Genomic DNA, 20,564 nt, shown 5'->3' on the forward strand with positions numbered 1-20,564 from the left:
TTGCACACGTGTTCCGCACCCGTACGCCGCTCTCAATTGCCCGAAAGCAATCTACCGCTCGGCTTGCATGTGTTAGGCCTCCCGCTAGCGTTCATCCTGAGCCAGGATCAAACTCTCCATTGTATGTTTGTCTGACTCACTCAAAGTTTTTAACGCTTTAGTTTTTCCTTACTTGGTTGTTATATTGTATGTCAATGATCTTTATATCTTCCGCTTTTTAACGAAGCAATCTTTCTGTCTATATCCGCTCCGTATTTGCGAGTGCAAAAGTAAAACTTTATTTTGTAATGACCAAATGTTCCTAAAGAAAATTTTAAAGTTTTTTAAGTAACCTTAATTCTTCTCAAAACCTCAATCACCCCTACTCCTGCGCTCCGATTTATTCGGACTGCAAAGGTACAAACTCTTTTTAAAACCACAACTCTTTTTGCAAAAAGTTTTTAAGTTTTTTTCGTCCGTCTCTTTTTGAAGTATTATAATGTTCTTGCTTACCTAAAAGCTCTTCTGCGCTTGACTGACTCTCTCGTTTTCAGTGGGGCAAAGATAACAACTTTATACAACGCAAAACAAGTCTAGTTAACATAAAATTCATTTTCCATTCCTATTTTAAGCTAAAAGGCTGGCAATTAGCGATAAAAATTATAAACAAATGTTTAAAGGGGCAATTGGAAAATTAAAGTTGGAGTAATTTTTTTTAATCAATGACGGCTGGATGGTAAATTAATCATTGTTTTTAAGTTTTGAGAATATTATAAATACACCTATTCAATAGGCCCGGGCTTTAGCCCGGGATCAATAAAAACCATAAGATTCCATCGGCTTTAGCCAAAACATATTGATATCGTAATGAAAAAAGACATTGCTATTTTATTTCACCACAGATTACACGGATTGACACAGAGGAATGTGGAGAGTTGGCTCGGGAAAGGTCAAGGAATATGGGATATGCTTTAATGTTTATGTTTAGAGGAAGATATGATAAACACACCTATTCAATAGGCCCGGGCTCAATAAAAACCATAAAATTCCATCGGCTTTAGCCAAAACATATATAATACATCATTTAAAATAACCCGTACATTACTCATTTTTATCTACGCGCCGTGTTTGATACAAGCCTTCAACTACAATAATAGATGTAATAGTTATAAAAAGAGGAAAACATTTTTGTCGATTCCTTACATTTGTAATTGCATTCTGAATTGTAAAGAATGAAATGAGTTTATATATGATTGACAAGAAATATAAAGAAACAGTTCACACTGATATCAACCACTACCAATATACTACGATTACCCACGACGAAAATAACGTCAGAATCTATACTCTGAAAAACGGACTGAAAGTATTCCTGGCTCAAAATTTTGATGCCCCAAGAATTCAAACCTTCATTCCGGTAAGAACCGGAAGCAATAATGATCCGGCAGATAATACAGGACTGGCCCATTATCTTGAACATATGATGTTCAAGGGAACTTCTAAAATAGGTACCCAAGACTGGGAAAAAGAAAAGCAGCTCCTTGACCAGATTTCCATATTATATGAAGAGCACAAAGCTGAACAGGATCCTGAAAAGAAAAAAGAAATCTATAAAAAAATAGATGAAATTTCCCAGGAAGCCAGTCAATATGCAATTGCCAATGAATATGATAAGGCAATTTCTTCTCTGGGAGCTACCGGAACCAATGCCCATACATGGTTTGATGAAACTGTTTATAAAAACAATATTCCGAATAATGAATTGGAAAAGTGGCTGAAAATCGAAAAGGAAAGGTTTTCGGAAATTGTACTGCGTCTTTTCCATACGGAGTTGGAATCCGTATATGAAGAGTTCAACAGGGCGCAGGATAATGATTCAAGGTTAGTGAATTATGAACTGATGGATGCTCTTTTTCCTACTCATCCCAACGGGCAACAGACTACCCTGGGTAAACCCGAACATCTTAAGAACCCTTCTATGAAGGCTATTCATCAATATTTTGACCAATATTATGTTCCTAATAATTATGCAATGGTACTGGTTGGTGATCTTGATTTTGATAAAACAATACAATTAATTGATCAGTATTTTGGCACTCTTCCTTATAAAGAACTTCCCCAAAAGACTCCTGTTATTGAAAAGCCCATTACAAAGGTTATAAAAAGAACAGTAAAAAAGTCCTACTACACCAAGGATTCAGCTTGCCTGGAGAACAGACAGCTATGGAACAAGAGAGGCTATGCTTGCAGATATTGTTGCCAATATCCTTAGTAATCGTGGTGAAGCAGGATTATTGGACCTTCACATCAACCAGACCCAAAAAAATGCTCTGGGCACAAGCATTTTCTGTAGGATTAAAACAATATGGCTATTTTTCAATTGTTGCCGTTCCTAAGGAGACCCAGACCTTAGACGAGGCAAAAGAGCTGGTTCTCGAGGAGATTGAACTTATAAAAAAAGGCGATTTTCCGGACTGGATGCTACCCGCTATCATAAATGATTTTAAACTCCAGAGAATGAAAGGTCTTGAGACCGCTGAGGGGCTGGCTACAACTCTTTATGATTCTTATATCAAAGGAAGGACCTGGGAACAGGAACTCAATGAAATGGAAGAATATGCCCGATTTACCAGGGAAGACGTTATCAGTTTTGCCCAAAATTTTTTCAAAGATAATTATGTGATAATTAATAAAGAAAAAGGAGTAAATGATAAATTGGTCAGGGTTGAAAATCCAGGCATTACCCCTGTTAAAATCAACCGGGATACTCAATCTGATTTTCTGAAAGAGATTTTAGCTGACAAAACTGAGGATATACAGCCGGAATTCATTGATTATCAAAAGGAAATAACCACAGATACTCTTAAAGGTAAAAAAATAAGCTTCGTCAGAAATAAGTATAATGATATTGCACAACTGCATTTCATATTTCCATTTGGAAGTGATCATGACAGAGATCTAGGGATCTCTACCCAGCTACTTCAATATTTGGGAACTCATAAGCTTTCTCCTGAAGATTTGAAAAAGGAGTTTTTCAAAATCGGGATCAGCAATAATTTTAAAACAACCAATGATCAGCTGCTGATCTCTTTAAGTGGTCTGGAAGAGAATATTGAAAAAGGTATTTCACTTCTCCAGCATTGGATATATGATGTAAAACCTGACCAGGAAATTTATAATCAGTTTGTAGATACCGTTCTGGAAAACCGGCGGGCTGTTAAAAATGATAAAAACCGGATCATGACTGCCTTAACGAATTATACAAAGCTGGGTAAGTTCTCCCGCTTTACTGATATCATTTCTCAGGAGGAGCTTGAACATAGCCAGGCTGAAGTGTTTACCGACCGGATGAAAAAACTCTTCAAATATCCATATCAGGTATTTTTCTATGGCAAAAATTTTGAAAACTTTAAAGGATATATTGAACAGTATATTGAACCTGAAAGTCTTCAGATTCCGGAACCTAAAAAGTATCCGGAACCTGAAACCGGCGGCCATGTATATTTCATCAATTATGATATGGTACAGATGGAAATGAGCAAAATAGGAAAAGGCTATTCTGTAAATCCATCCAACTTTGGTAAAATCAATGTGTTTAATGAATATTTTGGCAGAGGTCTTTCTTCTATTGTATTTCAGGAAATCCGTGAAAGTAAAAGCCTTGCCTATTCCGCATATGTTTCTTATGCAGCCAATTCGGAATTAAAACATCCTGATTATATCACCACTTATATAGGAACACAGCCTGATAAACTGATGATTGCCGTTGATACCATGAATGAACTGATGAATGAGCTTCCAGAAGTGCCTATTCAATTTGAGAATGCCAGGAACGCTGCCCTGAAACAGATTGCTTCCACCAGAATTACCCGAAATAATATTTTCTTTAATACTTTAAGACTGAAAAAGCTGAATATTGAGCATGATTTCAGAAAGGATATCTATGAGCAGATTCAAGGTTTGAGATTTGAAGATATCAAAGAGTTTTACAAGACGAATATTCAATCGGTACATTTTAATACAGCTATTATCGGGAAAAAAGAGAACCTCGATATGGAGGCTGTGGGTAAAATGGGGACTTTTAAAGAGGTAAGCCTGAAAGATATTTTTGGCCATTAAAAAATAAAAAACCGCTCAGCAGCTTGTACTGAGCGGTTTTATTTTAGATCAGGTAATTTACTTGATCACTTTCATTTCATCAATCAGCCATTTGGAATCGGCAAATTTATCGATGATAAATAAGATATATTTTGTATCTACCATGATATTTCTGCTGAAACGGGGGTCAAAATTAATATCACTCATAGTCCCTTCCCATTGTCTGTCAAAATTCAGTCCCACCAGGTTTCCATTGGCATCAAGAGCCGGACTTCCTGAATTTCCACCGGTTGTGTGGTTTGTTGCAGTGAATCCTACAGGAACATCACCGGTTTTATCTTTATAGATTCCGAAATCTTTTTTTGTTATAAAGGTCAATCAGTTTTTTAGGCACATCAAATTCATAATCTCCCGGAATATATTTTTCCATTACACCGGCTAAGTGCGTCTGGTATCCATAAGAAACGGCATCCCTTGGTGTAGATCCTTTTACTTTTCCGTACGTCACGCGAAGTGTTGAGTTCGCATCCGGGAAGAATTTCCTGTCTTTATCGGTAGCCATCTGCTGAGCCATAAACTTCTTCTGCAATGCATCAATTTTTGCCTGAAGGGAAGTATATTGCGGATCAGCCGTTTTTATATACGTTTCTTTCATCGAAACATACAACTGATAAATAGGATCTTTCTTTAATGTTTTGATTAATTTGTCCTGATTAGAAAAAGCTTTATCAATATCTGTCGTTAATGCGGCACCGTTTACTGCTGTTCTTCCGGTGACAATTGAGTTTTTAGACATCTCTTCCACTACCGGGATATTGGCATTTTCATCTTTGTATTTGCTGAATCCTGCCGGTAAAAATTGTGGTGCCGTTTTATTGGCATACAGTGCCAATAGTTTAGCCGTTACTTTAGCATCAAGCTCTGCGCTGTAATCTTTGTAGAAAGAAGTTAATTTTGTTTTTAATTTCGAAAGTTCCTTTTCGTCCATTCTACCAGCTTCCACAGCAGCTACAAAGTCGTAGTAATCTCCTGCCAGTTTTAATGTTTCAGCATTTCTTACCACCTCTGTATAATAAGCATTGTTTAACGCATAAGGAGCCTGATCATTGTAGAGTTTGTTCAGCTGGTCTAAAGTAGTCTTGATCTCTGGATTTTTAGCTATCAAAGAACCCTCATACATTACTTTTTTCTCAACAGCGTTGGATTTTTTCAATCCTTCCACTTCTCCAATCCATTTTTTCCAGTAATTTGCTACAGATGCATATTTTGAAGCATATTTAATACGTGTTTCATTATCTACACGCATTTTTTTCGTCTAATGTTTTTTAAGGCAACATCACGTACTGCAATTCTGGCAGGATCAATATCTTTCATGATCTTTTCTACGGCTACTGAAGGAAGATATTCCGTAGTTCTTCCCGGAAATCCGAATACGAAAGTAAAATCGTTTTCATTTTTATCTTTTATAGAAACCGGGAGATAATGTTTCGGCACGTAAGGTACGTTGTCTTTTGAATACTCTGCCGGCTTGTTATCTTTTCCTGCATAGATTCTAAACATAGAAAAATCTCCGGTATGCCTCGGCCAAACCCAGTTGTCTGTATCGCTACCGAATTTCCCGATGCTTTGTGGTGGTGCACCAACCAGTCGGATGTCTTTATAGGTTTCAATCGTGTAAGCATAATACTTATTTCCATAGTACATAGGCTTTACCAGGATTGATTGATAAGATTCTATTTTCTGAGAGTTCTTATAAACCTCAATATTGTTATTGATTTTTTTGGTAAGTTCAGGTTCTGTAAGATTATCTGTTCCTTCCAGAATCTGGTTGGTCACTTCTTTTATATCTACAATAAAATCCACTTTTACCCCCGGATTCGGAAGCTCACCACTTGTATTTTTGGCCCAAAAACCATTGGAAAGAAGGTCATTCTGAACCGTAGAATGCGCCTGGATCTGTCCATAGCCACAGTGGTGGTTGGTTAACAGTAATCCCTTAGGTGAAATGATTTCTGCGGTGCATCCGCCATTAAACTGTACTACTGCATCTTTTATGCTCGGCTTCTGAGTATTGAAAATGTCTTTGGCAGAGATTTTCATTCCCAAATCCTTCATTTCCTTTTCATTCAGTTCCGTAGGAATCCACATTCCTCCGTATTGTTGTGCAAATGCCATTGCAGCCGGCAAAAGAAATACAGATAAAAGTATCTTTTTTGTCATAATCAAAAATTTTGCCCCAATTTACGAAGAAAAATAGGAATAGACTTCATAAAACACAGGTAAAAGTATGAATAAGCTTTTTTATATTCCTATACAGAGTAAAATATATTTACAATATTCGGGTATCGGCAGCATATATACGGAAGAATTGGAATAAAAAACTGTACCCCATTCATTGGTAATGCAAACTAAGATTTGCCTAATCGTTTACCCTGATCTTTTCCCCGTTTTTGGCTTGATTTTTGTTTGCTGGTTGTTACTTGTATTAATAAAAACATTTAATTATTATGATGAAAAACAAAGTGTTTATCCTTGGAATAGGAGCTGCCTTATTTCTTGCTTCCTGTACTAAAAAAGAAACAACAACTGAAACTACCGGATCTGCAACAGATTCTACTGCTGTTCAGCCCGCAGCGGCAGACAGTGCCACTCATTCTACCACAAGCGCCTTAGGTGATACTTCTGAAAATGCTTTAGACTGGAATGGAACATACGAAGGAACTATTCCATGTGCAGACTGTCCGGGAATCAAAATTTCGTTAACATTAAATACGGATAAAACGTTCACGATTACTGAAGAATATATCGACAGGAAATCCAAAAATGAAGATAAAGGATCTTTTACCTGGGACAAAACAGGCAGCATCATTACTTTAAAAGGTAAAAATGCCGCTACTCAATATAAAGTTGGTGAGAATATTCTTATTCAGCTGGATACTGAAGGAAAGGAAATTGATGGTCCAAACAAAGATTTATATATTTTAAAGAAAAAATAAAAAATAAAGGCTCCGGCCTTTATTTTTTTGCTCTATTCTAAAACTGGCAGGCAATAATCCTGGGGTCATCCATCAGGTATTCCATCAATTCCTCATGGTGGATACTTTTTCCTGTAAGCCTCCAGGTAACGGATAAACTATCTTGTGTATATTGTTGTTTGATGATCAAATGTTTTAAATGGTAATTCTTAAAAACATCTTCACAGTGTCTGACATCTGCTGATGTTTCTACTGCAATTCGATAATCCCTTATTTTATGGTAATTGTCTATAAATTGTTGAAGGTAAGTAAGCGCACTCAAAACCAAAAGAACCAAAGCTGTTCCCAAAAGTGAAAAATACACATATCCGGATCCTACAGCCATACCTATTGAAGCAGTTGCCCAGATTGTAGTAGCGGTTGTAATTCCTTCAATTTTATTGTCTCCTTTAAAAATGACTCCTGCCCCCAAAAATCCTATTCCGGTAATAACGTTTGCTGCGAGGCGATCAGGATTATCCACTCCTATTTTAATGGAAAGAATCGTAAACAGACAAGATCCGAAACATACCAGAATAAATGTACGCAAACCCGCTGATTTATTCCGGTATTCGCGTTCTGCACCAATAAACAGCCCTAAAATAACGGAAATGAAAATCAATAGCAGTTCGTCCTTAACAACGTAATGATCCTGAAGAAAATCCATCTTTTAAATTTTAACTTAGAATAAAATTACAACAAAAAAAATTTGTGGACCCGTTTTTGAAGCCCAGTTTATCTATTTAAAAAGTGGTTTACCGGAAAAACTTTTGTAATATTACATTTTCTATGACAGACACGCTCTCATAATGGTAGCCTATATTGTCGAAAATCAAAAAAATATTTTAATAATTCATTATGGACAAGGAAATTTCACACTTCTGGCTGGGGTATTTTAAAAATGAAGAAGACTTTTATGCCTTCGTAGAAGAGGATGAAAACTATTATCTGGAAGAGGAAACCGAAGATCAGTATGTTTCAAAATTTGCAGAGTCGCAAAATATAAAATGGTTTGATGATGATTTTATAGAGTACGGCTTTGAAGACGAACGTTTGGGAATTTATGAAAAATTTTCAGAGTATTCCTATGCAGATCAATGGCTTCCTTTACTTGAACAAAAACTTAATGAACTGGGACTGGATACTCCTGTTAATGCTATCATTTTTGCCAGCAGATTTGTTATTCCCAATCCGGTTTCTGTAGATGGAGAGGAGAATAAACTGTATTATATCGGTGAGATCGAATTCGAGGTGTAACCTATGATAAGAGTACCTTGTTATGGTGAATTGCGTATAACAAGGTATTTTACCTGATAATTTAAAATTATTTTGAAAAATACAGACCCTTCTAAAACCAGAAAACTCTTTTTGTTTTTAAAAAGGTTTTCCATGAATATAGCTATTATTTTCTTCATAACATTGCTACAGATGTATTGGTCTATGGGCGGACTCTCTGATCATATATCGAGCGGATGCCTCACGTGTAGCTTTTTTAAAGAGGTTGTATTGATGTCGTTCTTTACATCAGTATTTTTATCCTTTGTCTTTACGTTATTTTACGCGGCTAAAAAGACTTTTATAAAAACTATTGCTGAGCTTCTATTATTGATTTTATTCTGGTTTTTCATGAACTATTCTATTTTTGTGGATAGGGAATCTGCATGGAGCACTTATGATTTTGAATCAGAAATCCATTATGTAATATCACAGTCCCTTTTTCCGGTTCTTCTTCTTGGATGTACATGTCTTTTGCTGCTGCATTATAAAGAAATAAAAACCAGATTTATACCTTATAAAAGATAATACCATTGAAAAATTTTATTACTGTTCTTCTATCCTCTCTTTTTATTGTCTATTCCTGTAATAAGGATAAACAAACCACGGATTCCAAAAAAAGTAATACTTCTAAAGCGATACAAAAAGAGTCTGCCCGTTCAAAAACTCAACAGAAGGCATCAGAAACAAGAAAAGAACCTTCAGATTTTGTTTCCAATGAATACGAAATTCAGTATGACGCTGAGGGCGATCTCAACCAGGATGGCCTTGCCGATATGGCTTTGGTTCTCAGAAAAAAAACAGACACCCTGGCGCAGAGGAAAATGCTGGTTCTTTTAAAGAATCCTGATAAAACCTATCGGCTGGATAAGATCTCCGAAACTGTTCTTCCCGATGAATATAATGAATATGGTTATAAAATGCACGATCCGGAAGATATCAGTATTGAAAAAGGAGTATTGAATATCAAATTATATGATATTGGTCCTTACGGGAACCAGTTCAGTACTTTCAGGTATATGAAAGGTAATCTGATTCTTACCTATATTGAAACCTATAATATGGGCGCCGGGTCTCATTCTGCATTATATTATGAGCCATTGAAGGGGAAAGTTGTAGAGGAAACCATCAATACCATGAAAGAAGATATGCCTGCCTCCACTGAAACTTTTAAGGTAAAAAAAGAAATTTTCCTGTTTGAAAAGGCTTCTCCGGATGACATTATCAGAAAGGTTTATGATTCTATAACCCATGAGTAAAATTTACTAATAATAAATAAAAACTTCCGCCTGTAACAGCGGAAGTCTTATATAGTAAATGCTATGGTAATTCTATTAATGAGCTTCTAACCAGTTATTCCCCACCCCGATTTCAACCAGCAACGGAACCTGTGTTTGTAAAGCGTTTTCCATTTCGGTTTTAATCAGTTCTGAAGCGGCCTCAATTTCATCAACCGGAGATTCAAATACCAATTCGTCATGTACCTGAAGTAACATTTTGGTTCTTAGCTGCTGTTCTTCCAATTCCCTGTGTATTTTGATCATTGCTATTTTCACGATATCTGCCGCACTTCCCTGAACCGGGGCGTTTTACTGCATTTCTTTCTGCATGGCCTCTTACGACAAAGTTATTGGAGTTGATATCCTTCAGATGCCTTTTTCTTCCCAGAATAGTTTCAACATATCCCATCTGGCGTGCCTTATTCACTTGTTCTGCCATATATTCCTTCAGCTTCGGATAGGTTTCAAAGTAAGCTTCAATCATTTGTTTAGCCTCTGTACGGGATAATCCTGTCTGCTCTGCCAAAGCAAAAGCTCCCTGTCCATAAATAATTCCAAAATTAACCGTCTTTGCCTGGCTTCTCTGGGTTTTGGAAACTTCTTCCAAAGGAATTTTGAATAATTTTGCAGCCGTAGAAGCGTGAATATCTTCTCCGTCCTGGAAAGCTTTGATCATATTCTCTTCTCCTGAAATTTCAGCAATAAGACGAAGTTCAATCTGTGAATAATCGGCTGAAATAATCTTGCTTCCTTCCCCGGAAACAAAAGCTCCACGGATCTGCTGCCCTCTCAGTGTCCTGATCGGAATGTTTTGTAAATTAGGGTTCACACTTGCCAGACGTCCTGTAGCAGCTGTTGTCTGTGAAAAGTTGGTATGCACCCTGTTATCGGATTGATCAATCTGTGAAGGCAGGGCATCCACATAAGTAGATTTTAATTTCTGATAGGTTCTGTATTCCAGAATATGTTTTATGATCTCATGTTTTGAGGCCAGTTTCTGAAGAACATCCTCTGAGGTAGCATATTGCCCTGTTTTAGTCTTTTTCGCTTTTGGATCCAGCTGCATTTTCTCAAACAGGATTTCACCTAATTGTTTTGGGGAGTTCATATTAAACTCTTCTCCTGAAAGTTCAAAAATTTTGACTTCCAATTGTCTCAGATCATTTTCAAGGTCTATGCTTTCCTGGGCCAGCCATTTTTCATCTAAGGAAATTCCGGTCAGCTCCATTTTTGCCAGGACCTCCATCAGAGGCATTTCTATGTTGTAGAAAAGTTCTTCCAGATTTTCTTTTTTTCAGCTGTGGTGCAAATAATTCATACAGCTGGAAAGTTATATCCGCATCCTCCGCGGCATAATCTGTCTGGGTTCTCAGGTCTGCATCTCTGAAGTTTCCTTGTTTCTTTCCTTTTTTCCCGATAATGGTTTCAATGGAAACAGGTTTATAGTTCAGGTATACTTCTGAAAGATAGTCCATTCCGTGTCTTCCGTCAGGGTTCAGCAGATAATGGGCAATCATTGTATCAAACATGGCTCCTTTAACAGTGATGTCGTATTGTTTTAAAATTTTATAATCAAATTTTAAATTGTGAGCCACTTTCAGCAGGTCTTCTTTCTCAAAAAACGGTCTGAAAATCTCTAATGTTTCCAACACCTCATCTCTGTTTTCTGATAAGGGAATATAATAAGCAAGGCCTTTTTTATAAGAAAAACTCATTCCTACCAGCTCTGCTTCCAGCTCATTCAGAGAGGTTGTTTCTGTATCAAAACAAACAACTCTTTGTTTCAGCAGGTTATCTACTAATTTTTTCTGAGCCTTTGGATTGTTGATAAACTGGTAAAGATGGTCATTATGTTCAATAGTAGATTTTGTAGAGGTAGCCTGATCCAGTTCTTCAAAGTTGGCAAAAAGATCAAGCTGCATGACCTGCCCTTTTATTTCTGTACCGGACGGGGTTTCTTTTACTTCTACTTCACTTACTACAATGGTTTCTGTAGGGGCAGGGGCAAAAGCCCTGTAAAGATTTTCGTACAATCTTCTGAATTCAATTTCCTCAAAAACTTCTTTTACTTTTTCAAAGTCCGGAGTTTCGAGATCGTATTGTTCCTGGTGAAATTCTACAGGGGCATCACAAATAATGGTGGCCAGTTTTTTTGATAAGATTCCACGTTCTGCCGAAGCTTCCACTTTCTCTTTAAGCTTTCCTTTCAATTTATCGGTATTGGCCAGCAGGTTTTCAATACTTCCGAATTCTTTAAGGAACTTCATCGCCGTTTTCTCTCCCACTCCTTCCAGGCCGGGAATATTATCTACGGCATCTCCCATCATCGCAAGGAAATCAATGACCTGTTTAGGGTCTTCGATTTCGTATTTTGCCTTTACCTCTTCTACTCCTAAAATCTCAATATCGCCGCCCTTCAAGCCAGGCTTGTAAATTTTAATTTTGTCGGTAACCAGCTGAGCGAAATCCTTATCCGGCGTTACCATGTAGGTGGTATATCCTTCTTTTTCCGCTTTACATGCAATGGTACCGATTACATCATCTGCTTCATACCCTTCAACTCCCAGAATCGGAATATGCATTGCTTCCAAAATCCTGTGAATATATGGAACAGCAATTTTAATAGCCTCAGGAGTTTCGCTTCTGTTAGCTTTATAGTCCGAAAAATCTTCAGTCCTTACGCTTGCCTGTCCCACATCAAAAACTACGGCCAGGTGAGTAGGCTTTTCTCTTCTGATTAATTCGATTAAAGAATTGGTAAATCCAAAGATGGCAGAGGTATCTAATCCTTTGCTGGTTAACCTCGGATTTCTGATCAATGCATAATATCCTCTGAAAATCATCGCATAAGCATCGATGAGAAACAGCCTTTTATCTTGTGTTGCGTCCATATTTTGTATAATGAACAAAGATAATAAAATAGGAATAAATCTTGGTAGTTTGGGCCAGGAGAGTTCTGGGCTCAGTCCCAAAAGTTGGGGTCTTATAACATTTAGATCTATATTAATTCTAAAATTCACGCAAGGGTTTCTTTTTGGATTACTCTTTATTTTAAGTAAGCTAAGAAATGAATAGATTTTTAATCGATCTGATGAAGCGAAGACTTTGCATGCGCCTAGCTATGCTGCCTTCTTTGCCTACTTGAAATAGAACATTATTTTTTTAAACTTTACGTGAAAAACGATCTCAATAATTTGATGCTAATCAATAATGAACAGAATTTTTTTATATTCAGACCTAATTTATTATGTCCCCAACTTTTGCTCATGATCCGAGTTCTGGACTTTGGGGAAAGGAACGTTTACATTTCAGCTTCGTAACAAAATAAAATGTATCCTTCAGAATAAAACAAAAAAACAGTATACCCACTGAGTATACTGTTTTATTTTTTCGGTTATACCGGTCTTATTTTCCTGATGTAGGCCATAGTCCAGCGTACTGAGAAGTACCGTAGTCAATTGTTTCAGCACTTACCACGAAACTGATCAGCATACTGTTGCTGTCAATAGCGTCAAAGTCTACTTCGTGCTGGATTACATATCCGTTTTCCCATTTCAGAGTGATCAGTGTTCCTTCTTCGTGAGATTTGTTGAAAGTGATTTCTCCTACTGTAGGCTTATATTTTCCGTTTAGTAAGCTTTCAAGGATATCAGATTTTTCAGTAGCTTCTACCGTTACCTTGATCAATGCATTGGAAGGGTCTGATGCTACACGTCCGGATACATCTGTAGATCTCGATACGCTGTAGTTCATTTTTTAATAATTTTTGTCCTTCCCCGTTGTTGAATTTTTAAGATTCCTCTTGAATTTCTTTCTGCCATGATTGTAAATTTTAATCGTTAGTAATAAATTGTGTTATTCAAAAAATTATATAGCAAAGATAGCCGCACTGTTTTTTGAAAAAAAAAGCTTTTGAACATAAATCTGAAAAAATTGTAGTAATTCTACGATTTCATGTCGTAATTCTACGACTACAACCACAACTCCTTATTAATAAATATTTTAGCCAAAATTTAAAAACAACAAAAAACAGCTTGTTAATGCACTTTTACGTGAAATATTTTAAATAAAAGCATTCAATTAAGTTAAAATTAAGTTCAGATTTTAATTCATGCCAGGATGGTCTTTAATGTGCTTTTGAATTTTTCCCGGAGTCTATTTCTGTTAATTTTGTGCTGCATTGATTGAAAAACCGCCTCCGGACTGATTGGCAAATGAATCAGCCAATACTTTAAATGTCCATTCACTAAGAGGAGTTACCAATAAAGGAAGTATAAGCCCTACTCCACTCATTCCTCCAAAGCCTTTAGAAGCTTCACCTCTCATTGCTTTATTGGTTTCTGCCCTATGCTCGTTAATCACTCTATTACCTTTATTGCTTGTTTTTACTCTTGGAAGAATTTTCCCGCTATTTTTGCGTTTCATTGCCTCCACCGCCTGAGCTCCTGATTTAGTTTTCTTCATTTCAGCAACTATTTCAGCAATTCTGGCCTCCCGTTCTGCCCGGGTACCTTTAAGGTTCATAATTTCTTTAATGTACTTTTCATTCTGATTTTGTCTGTATTTATCATAGGAATGGTACAACAGCTGCTCGCTGGCTTTCGTCTGATCTGTTCCTATATACGGATCGTCAGGTGTATCCACAGTAAAAGGACTTGACATTTCCTGGCGGGAAGCCAGCATCTTATCATAAGGAGTATTTTTGTCATCACTACTATATATTCCCTGCATAATTTCTCCTTCTGCATAAGCAAGGGGTTGATACACGAGATATGCGCCTACTATTCCCACTGCAACTTCAGTTCCTCCTGCCAATAATCCACTTCCAACACCTCCTGTTGACCCGGCTGCAAAACCTACTCCGAAACCGAAAAGTCCTGAAATAACAGCTGTCAGCCCCAATTCTCCCATATTTCGGAAGGCAACATTTTTTGCGGCCGACTTTGCCTCTTCTTCATCTATAAATGGCGTCAAAATTCCCGGACCTACTGAACAGGTCATAAATGAAGATAAATTAACAGCTTTTTTCCCTTCAAATGCTACGGAAGGATGCGGATTTTTCCAGTCTACCAGATTAGGGTTACATTTCGTAGCATTTGATTTCAGGGCAAATGTAAGCCCGGTACCGATAACAGCTGTAGCCACTACACCGATAATGACAGCTCCTACTCCAAAAGTCATAACAGAAAATGCTACTGCAGCGCCAATGGCAAGCCCCGTAATCAAACCTCCCCAAAAGAATCCCCAGCCAACAGCCTGCCCCCAGTTGGATTTACATTCAAAGTCGTCTTTAAGGACCAGATCGGCTTCCGTTAAAAGTGGTTTCTTTTCGGATTTATAGACTACAGACAGCTTCCATACATTAGGGTTTGCTAAAATATTGCCAGGTGAAGGGTTTACCTGATGAGAACAAACAATAAATGTTTCCTGAGGAAGATATTTACTCATGGGTGTATTTTTTTTTCATTAATGTACTGCTTGATGAGCCTACTGTAGTTGTGGCTTTCTCAATATCAATATCAAAATATTTTACATATGAATCTATGAAGTCCTGAAAGGCCTGATGGTCTTCATCCTTATTGAAAATCATATACCGTGTTCCTTTCTTTTGTTCTACGATAAGCCATTTCGGCAAATGGGTAAGTCTGTTGATAAAGAAAACAGATGTTTTAACCTCATTTTTTTTAAACACATATTTTTTTTTTGCCTGCAGAAGCTGTTACCTGGCTTTCTGACCAATCTATCTTTATCCGGTTTTTCCTGAATACAGTCCATTGATACAGATAATACATTACCAAAAAAGAAAGCAGCCATAAAAAGGCAGCGATATCATAATCATCAATAAAGGACTCCTGGCTCTGAAAAGTATCTGCAATGCATCCATATGAGGCAACAGCATTTTATAGAGACCAATTGCATAGGCTATATATATCACGAACCCTGCCACCAGGGATGTATATACAACAGCCATAGGAAGTATGGAACCTGAAAAAGAATTTCCCAACGCCTGTTGAGGCCCTGTTTCATTTATATATTGCTGAAAAGATTTTACCGATATTCCTTTGGGATGCTTTCTGAGGGTTGAATTCAAAATATTCTTAATCCTGAAAGTTTTCTCACCGGTAAACTGGAAATCCTCCTTTTTAATCAATATCTCATCTTGATCGCCGGTATGGATTGTAAACTGACCATTATTGGTTGTGCTTATATAGAAAGTTTTAGAAAATCTATTGAATAATGCCATATACACAATAAAGGAAAGGGATAAATAGAACAACAACAGAATACTTACCGGAACATTTTTCCCGAAATGTTTTTCAAGCAAATCCAGATGAGTATTCAGATAATCCCATCCCGGAACGATATAGGAAAGAAGCACACATAATGCTATGGCGACTATTAAAATTACTGTTCTTTTCAAAAAATCAGGGTATGCACGAAATATGAATTTATTAACCGCCATTATTCAATCTTTTTAGGTTAAATATACATTCAGATTTTATATTATTCTCTATATTTTCAATTATTGACAGTTCTGCTTTTTCTAAGGTTCTTGTTTTCAGATTATAAGTGAACAGATTTCTCATATCCAGTTTGTATTCTGAAAATTTATATTTTATGAGAGGCTGGTGATACTTCTCATAGCCTTTGGTCACTTTCTCCAGCAGTTCTTCAGACTGCACTGTTTCCCAGACTTTTCTTATGGTAACAAGATCTTCTTCTTTTTTCAATACATCAAACCTCACTGTCATAGGCACGAGAACATCCGGAAAAAGCTGGGACTGATAGGTATATTCTTCTCTTTCCATGTTTTCATCCGCATTATAAAGGTATCTGTCTAATAATGTAAGATAAAACAGGTCCCTGTTATAATCTTTTTCATCATTATACTGGTCAGAAAACTGGAAATCCCCTTCCTGAATAAGCTTTACATATTCCTGGGGCTTTGTCTGCTTTATAACTTTGACAAATTCAATTTCGTTAAGCTTATTCTTTTTAAACTGCTCCCAATTTTTCTTTAATTTATTTTTATCTGCAATTTTAGAGAACCTTCCAAGTTTATCGATTTCCACCAGACAGTCATTTCTGATATAATCAATTTCAGATACAAAATCAAAAACCCGTGACAATCCTGGTGGATTAAATTCATAAAAAAAGTCACAAAGCTTAACCTGTACCCAATGTTGTGATAAATTTACTTTTACTTCATATTCTTTTTTAAGCTGAGAATAGGTTTTTACATCGTCTTCAATCCTGGTTATATTCAGCTGTTCAGTTCTGTATCTGTTTTTTTTGTTCAAATGCGGTATGATCAATATTTCTTTTCTCTTCTTTATTTTTTTGGGGAGGTATAATAACTGTATTGATATGAATGGGCAGGTAATCTCCAAAAAAACTGCTGAGTCACCGGTGAATGTGAATTATGAAAAGCCAGCAGTTCTTTCCCGGTCATCTGATATTTTTCTGCAATGGATTCTAATGTATCTCCTCTTTTTACCTGGTACTTACTGTATTCCATACAATGGATTCTATTATTTTATTTATGGTTAAAAATATTTTCCAGTCTATGAACCTGGATCGTTATTGAAAGCGATTAATTGATGTCTACCTGGCCTCCTTTAATGGTAACATTGCCATCTACAACCATTCCCGGATTTCCTTTTGCTTTTCCAACATTGGTAATACTAACGCCTTCAATATTTACGGTGTCTGCTTTTACTGTTATTGTATCTTTTGTAATTTCAATGCTGCTGCTGCCTACTTTTATGCTTATTTTTTGTGCTCCGGTCAGATCAATAACTCCGGCATTGTCCATTTTAAATACACTTTTCCCTTTTCCTACCTCAACTTTATGCGTATTACCTACATCTGCGATATGATCACATCCTACTTCGAGCTTCTTGTTGTTTCCAATTTTATCCGTTTTATCATTACCTACGGTTTTGCTGCTGTTATTATTGGCATTGTGTACTACATTTCCGGCACCGTCAAAGAACATATGGGCTCCACCCTGATCTTTAAGATTCATAGATCCGGCTCCATTGTCGTATCTCAGTTCGGCACCACTTCTCCCGCTAAAGCTCATTATATTATTTCCTACGCCGCCTCCGCCACCGATACTTCCATGGAACATCCCTCCCATCACAAACGGGCGGTCCGGATGCTGATGTACAAAGTTGACAATAACCTGATCCCCTACTTCAGGAACAGACATAAAGCCCCTATTTTTATTGACTTTATCACTGCTTCCCGCATCCGGTGACATCACGCGGACAAATTCTGATGTATCCTGTCCGCTTTGCCAATCGAATTGTACCTGAACACGCCCTTGGTTTAAAGGATCTGTATTCGAGATTACTTTTGCAAATTGAGCCTCCGCTCTTGGCATTTCAAATTCAGGCCTTGGGATAAAACCTGAATCTGCAGCAATAGCTTCAAATTTGCCATCATAATATCCTCTGGCATCTACTTCGTGGGTTACTTCAATAATCATCAGTTTGGTAAAATAAGAAGTCTGGTTGCTTCCTGTTTTACGCATCTCAATATCTGCAGTACATCCGGGATATAAAAAGGGAACCGTTGTTGTTCCTGCTGTAACGAAAACTTCTGAAGCTTTACTTCCGGCCGTTCCTTTCTGGGAAGCATCGATGTCCATAAATGATGAAGCTTTTATCGGGGCTACTCTTAAAGAAGGGGTTGTAAAGGTTTTTTCTGATATTTCGTAGGCACGTCTTGCAATATCTGAAGCATGGGTGATCTTTGAGCTTCCGGTTGTCAGTTTTTCATTTTTGCTGCTGTTGTATCCATAAAACGTCGGATTGACATGTTGTGCTTTCATTTTAACAGCAATATCACTTACGCTGCTGCCGTAGGTAAGCTTAATCGCTTTTTCCTGTGGCGGGAGCTTTCCGAAATGCAGCACTTCTCCATCATAATAAAACTGTTCACCATAGGCTTCCGCCATTCTGGCCAGGTAATTATAATGTGTTTCTTCGTATTGGGAGCTATAAGAGACATTGCCATGCTGGGCATCTACTCTGAAATCGAATTTATTCTGTCCCAGCCCTTCCCTGATCACCTGGTCAGCAATGCTGTTGAGACTTACCGGCTGGCTTCCTCCGAAGCTTTGAATGTGAGGCGCTGCGTCCAGCAGCACTGTCGGGCTGTATCCTTTAAGAATAATATTTCCAAGGCTTCCTTTTTCCTGGCTGAAACCTACTTCTGTAATAACTCCTACAAAATTGCGTTCTGCTCCTTTTTCAAGATCCTTGTATTTGAAGATTACTGTAATTCTTTTTCCTAAAAAGCCCTGTGCTTCTTCAAGGTTATGATTTTCTGCATTTCCTAAAGTATCATGAGCCAGCATCAGGTCAAACTCATGGTGCTTTACAGCACTTTGAGTCAGTTTAAAATGCTTGAAATGCCTGATAATTTTTCCTTCAATAATAATATCCAGCTTTACCACACGGTTAATCCCTGCAATAAAGCTTTCAGCAATGGATTCTACATTATGTATCTTTGAGGTAGGCTGTTTGGCCCACACTTTATTTTCAACAATGGAAGGATTATTGGGAACAATCATTTGGTTCATAAACAGATCTGCTCCCTGTGCAACGCGTATACTCTGCTGTCTGATTTGAGCTGCTTTCCTGCTTTTTTCCCCCACCTTATTCAATTTTCCTTCTGCTTTTGGGATTTTATTTTCTTTTGCAGTATTTTTCAACCGTTCCGTATTTATATCTTTTCCAGGATTTCCTGTTTTATCATCTTGAAACATACTTCTTGTGTTTGAGTTTATAATTAATAGTGCTGATATTTACAACATACAGAATCAAAAATATAGACTTTGGATCAATTATTTTTCACATGGTCATTTAAAAATGATTCCTGAAATTCTATGACGATCTTAAATGGAAAAACAGAACAGTATACTCTTCCGAGTGCACTGTTCTGTACCAATTTTATTTTTACTAAGATGATGAATAGGCTTATTTACCTGCTGAAGGCCACAGTCCAGCGTACTGAGAAGTACCGTAGTCAATTGTTTCAGCACTTACCACGAAGCTGATCAGCATACTGTTGCTGTCAATAGCGTCAAAGTCTACTTCGTGCTGGATTACATATCCGTTTTCCCATTTCAGAGTGATCAGTGTTCCTTCTTCGTGAGATTTGTTGAAAGTAATTTCTCCTACTGTAGGCTTATATTTTCCGTTTAGTAAGCTTTCAAGGATATCAGATTTTTCAGTAGCTTCTACCGTTACCTTGATCAATGCATTGGAAGGGTCTGATGCTACACGTCCGGATACATCTGTAGATCTCGATACGCTGTAGTTCATTTTTTAATAATTTCTGTCCTTCCCCGTTGTTGAATTTTAAGATTCCTCTTGAATTTCTTTCTGCCATGATTGTAAATTTTAATCGTTAATAATATTTTGTGATTCAGTGATTGTATAGCAAATATAAAGGGTCTACGCTGGCTAAAAAAAACTTTTAATTATAAAATTGAGAAATTGTAGTAGTTCTACGACTTTATGTCGTAATTCTACGACATTAGATTTACCAACATGCTCTAAATCACTGGAAATACAAGGTTTTTTAAACATTAGGACATTGATAAAAAAACAGAGATTTTACACCTTAATGAGAAATATTAAGATTTATTATTACAAATTAGGATTTTCTTAACACTTTAGTAATTCTCTAAACCCGAAGAATATGTTCATAAAAATTTTTCTCCATAAAAAATCCGGACCTCTGTATTTCAGGATCCGGATGTATGGTATTATTCTTAGGGTATTTATTGTTGAGAACTCCCTCCCATTTTAATTGATCTTGTAAGAATTTTATTTTTTCTCAAAAGAAAATCAGGCATCAGGTCTGTAGGCAGGTATAGTGTACTTTCTCCTTTTTTCTGCAG

General features: G+C 37.0%; 13 protein-coding genes, 1 rRNA gene and 4 pseudogenes. 4 read left to right on the top strand and 14 right to left on the bottom strand.

Annotated elements, in window-relative coordinates:
- A 16S ribosomal RNA gene (locus tag HX13_RS19805) occupies positions 1-123 on the bottom strand; the annotation flags it as partial.
- Positions 124-1,228: 1,105 nt separating this feature from the next.
- On the opposite strand from HX13_RS19805, the pseudogene HX13_RS19810 reads away from it, so the two are divergent.
- Positions 1,229-4,098: pseudogene (locus HX13_RS19810) on the top strand (M16 family metallopeptidase).
- 57 nt (positions 4,099-4,155) lie between these two features.
- On the opposite strand, the pseudogene HX13_RS19815 reads toward HX13_RS19810, so the two are convergent.
- Positions 4,156-6,297 (bottom strand): annotated as a pseudogene (locus HX13_RS19815) (S46 family peptidase).
- A gap of 287 nt (positions 6,298-6,584) precedes the next feature.
- Here HX13_RS19815 and HX13_RS19820 point away from each other — a divergent pair.
- Positions 6,585-7,073 (top strand): copper resistance protein NlpE, encoded by a 489-nt coding sequence (locus HX13_RS19820; protein WP_228377606.1) that lies wholly within the window; start codon positions 6,585-6,587, stop codon positions 7,071-7,073.
- Positions 7,074-7,110: 37 nt separating this feature from the next.
- On the opposite strand, the gene HX13_RS19825 is transcribed toward HX13_RS19820, so the two are convergent.
- A complete protein-coding gene (locus HX13_RS19825) occupies positions 7,111-7,758 on the bottom strand; it encodes an MgtC/SapB family protein (protein ID WP_050022486.1) in 648 nt (215 codons plus the stop codon).
- Between the two features lie 191 nt (positions 7,759-7,949).
- On the opposite strand from HX13_RS19825, the gene HX13_RS19830 reads away from it, so the two are divergent.
- Both HX13_RS19830 and HX13_RS19840 read left to right on the top strand, forming a co-directional pair.
- Positions 7,950-8,348 carry an immunity 22 family protein gene (locus HX13_RS19830; protein WP_050022487.1) on the top strand — a complete coding sequence of 133 codons (399 nt, stop codon included), beginning with the start codon at positions 7,950-7,952 and terminating at the stop codon, positions 8,346-8,348.
- A gap of 551 nt (positions 8,349-8,899) precedes the next feature.
- On the top strand, positions 8,900-9,625 hold the full coding sequence (locus tag HX13_RS19840) for a hypothetical protein (protein WP_050022489.1): 726 nt from the start codon (positions 8,900-8,902) through the stop codon (positions 9,623-9,625).
- 75 nt (positions 9,626-9,700) lie between these two features.
- Here HX13_RS19840 and HX13_RS26510 read toward each other — a convergent pair whose 3' ends face one another.
- The 11 genes and pseudogenes from HX13_RS26510 to tssD (HX13_RS19885) all read right to left on the bottom strand — a co-directional run bounded on the left by HX13_RS26510 (position 9,701) and on the right by tssD (HX13_RS19885) (position 20,050).
- Positions 9,701-9,910 (bottom strand): DNA polymerase, encoded by a 210-nt coding sequence (locus tag HX13_RS26510; RefSeq protein WP_410493164.1) that lies wholly within the window; start codon positions 9,908-9,910, stop codon positions 9,701-9,703.
- Positions 9,843-10,892: a DNA polymerase gene (locus tag HX13_RS26515; protein WP_410493165.1), complete on the bottom strand. Its 1,050-nt coding sequence runs from the start codon at positions 10,890-10,892 to the stop codon at positions 9,843-9,845. Before HX13_RS26515 ends, HX13_RS26510 begins: the two co-directional genes overlap by 68 nt.
- Complete coding sequence (locus tag HX13_RS26520) at positions 10,846-12,537, bottom strand: 5'-3' exonuclease H3TH domain-containing protein (RefSeq protein ID WP_410493166.1); 1,692 nt, start codon at positions 12,535-12,537, stop codon at positions 10,846-10,848. The genes HX13_RS26515 and HX13_RS26520 overlap by 47 nt, the downstream gene beginning before the upstream one ends.
- A 514-nt stretch (positions 12,538-13,051) precedes the next feature.
- Positions 13,052-13,467, bottom strand: a pseudogene (tssD, locus tag HX13_RS19850) (type VI secretion system tube protein TssD).
- A gap of 343 nt (positions 13,468-13,810) precedes the next feature.
- Positions 13,811-15,094 (bottom strand): hypothetical protein, encoded by a 1,284-nt coding sequence (locus HX13_RS19855; RefSeq protein ID WP_050022490.1) that lies wholly within the window; start codon positions 15,092-15,094, stop codon positions 13,811-13,813.
- On the bottom strand, positions 15,087-15,338 hold the full coding sequence (locus tag HX13_RS19860; protein ID WP_050022491.1) for a hypothetical protein: 252 nt from the start codon (positions 15,336-15,338) through the stop codon (positions 15,087-15,089). The genes HX13_RS19855 and HX13_RS19860 overlap by 8 nt, the downstream gene beginning before the upstream one ends.
- A gap of 99 nt (positions 15,339-15,437) precedes the next feature.
- Positions 15,438-16,067 carry a hypothetical protein gene (locus HX13_RS19865; RefSeq protein ID WP_128572529.1) on the bottom strand — a complete coding sequence of 210 codons (630 nt, stop codon included), beginning with the start codon at positions 16,065-16,067 and terminating at the stop codon, positions 15,438-15,440.
- Between the two features lie 31 nt (positions 16,068-16,098).
- Positions 16,099-16,947 carry a hypothetical protein gene (locus tag HX13_RS19870; protein ID WP_050022493.1) on the bottom strand — a complete coding sequence of 283 codons (849 nt, stop codon included), beginning with the start codon at positions 16,945-16,947 and terminating at the stop codon, positions 16,099-16,101.
- Positions 16,948-16,979: 32 nt separating this feature from the next.
- On the bottom strand, positions 16,980-17,165 hold the full coding sequence (locus HX13_RS19875; protein ID WP_050022494.1) for a LysM peptidoglycan-binding domain-containing protein: 186 nt from the start codon (positions 17,163-17,165) through the stop codon (positions 16,980-16,982).
- A gap of 75 nt (positions 17,166-17,240) precedes the next feature.
- A complete protein-coding gene (locus HX13_RS19880; protein ID WP_050022495.1) occupies positions 17,241-19,424 on the bottom strand; it encodes a type VI secretion system Vgr family protein in 2,184 nt (727 codons plus the stop codon).
- 211 nt (positions 19,425-19,635) lie between these two features.
- A pseudogene (tssD, locus tag HX13_RS19885) lies at positions 19,636-20,050 on the bottom strand (type VI secretion system tube protein TssD).
- Between the last annotated feature and the right edge of the window lie 514 nt (positions 20,051-20,564).

The sequence above is a fragment of the Chryseobacterium sp. P1-3 genome (assembly GCF_000738495.1).
In the GTDB taxonomy this organism is placed as follows: Bacteria; Bacteroidota; Bacteroidia; order Flavobacteriales; family Weeksellaceae; genus Chryseobacterium; species Chryseobacterium gallinarum.

Bases quoted from the DNA above. Each gene is read 5' to 3' on its own strand.
- HX13_RS26515 (WP_410493165.1), bottom strand. From the start codon at position 10,892: ATGGAGGTCCTGGCAAAAATGGAGCTGACCGGAATTTCCTTAGATGAA.
- HX13_RS19830 (WP_050022487.1), top strand. From the start codon at position 7,950: ATGGACAAGGAAATTTCACACTTCTGGCTGGGGTATTTTAAAAATGAA.
- HX13_RS19820 (WP_228377606.1), top strand. From the start codon at position 6,585: ATGATGAAAAACAAAGTGTTTATCCTTGGAATAGGAGCTGCCTTATTT.
- HX13_RS26510 (WP_410493164.1), bottom strand. From the start codon at position 9,910: ATGATCAAAATACACAGGGAATTGGAAGAACAGCAGCTAAGAACCAAA.
- HX13_RS19880 (WP_050022495.1), bottom strand. From the start codon at position 19,424: ATGTTTCAAGATGATAAAACAGGAAATCCTGGAAAAGATATAAATACG.
- HX13_RS19875 (WP_050022494.1), bottom strand. From the start codon at position 17,165: ATGGAATACAGTAAGTACCAGGTAAAAAGAGGAGATACATTAGAATCC.
- HX13_RS19825 (WP_050022486.1), bottom strand. From the start codon at position 7,758: ATGGATTTTCTTCAGGATCATTACGTTGTTAAGGACGAACTGCTATTG.
- HX13_RS19855 (WP_050022490.1), bottom strand. From the start codon at position 15,094: ATGAGTAAATATCTTCCTCAGGAAACATTTATTGTTTGTTCTCATCAG.
- HX13_RS26520 (WP_410493166.1), bottom strand. From the start codon at position 12,537: ATGGACGCAACACAAGATAAAAGGCTGTTTCTCATCGATGCTTATGCG.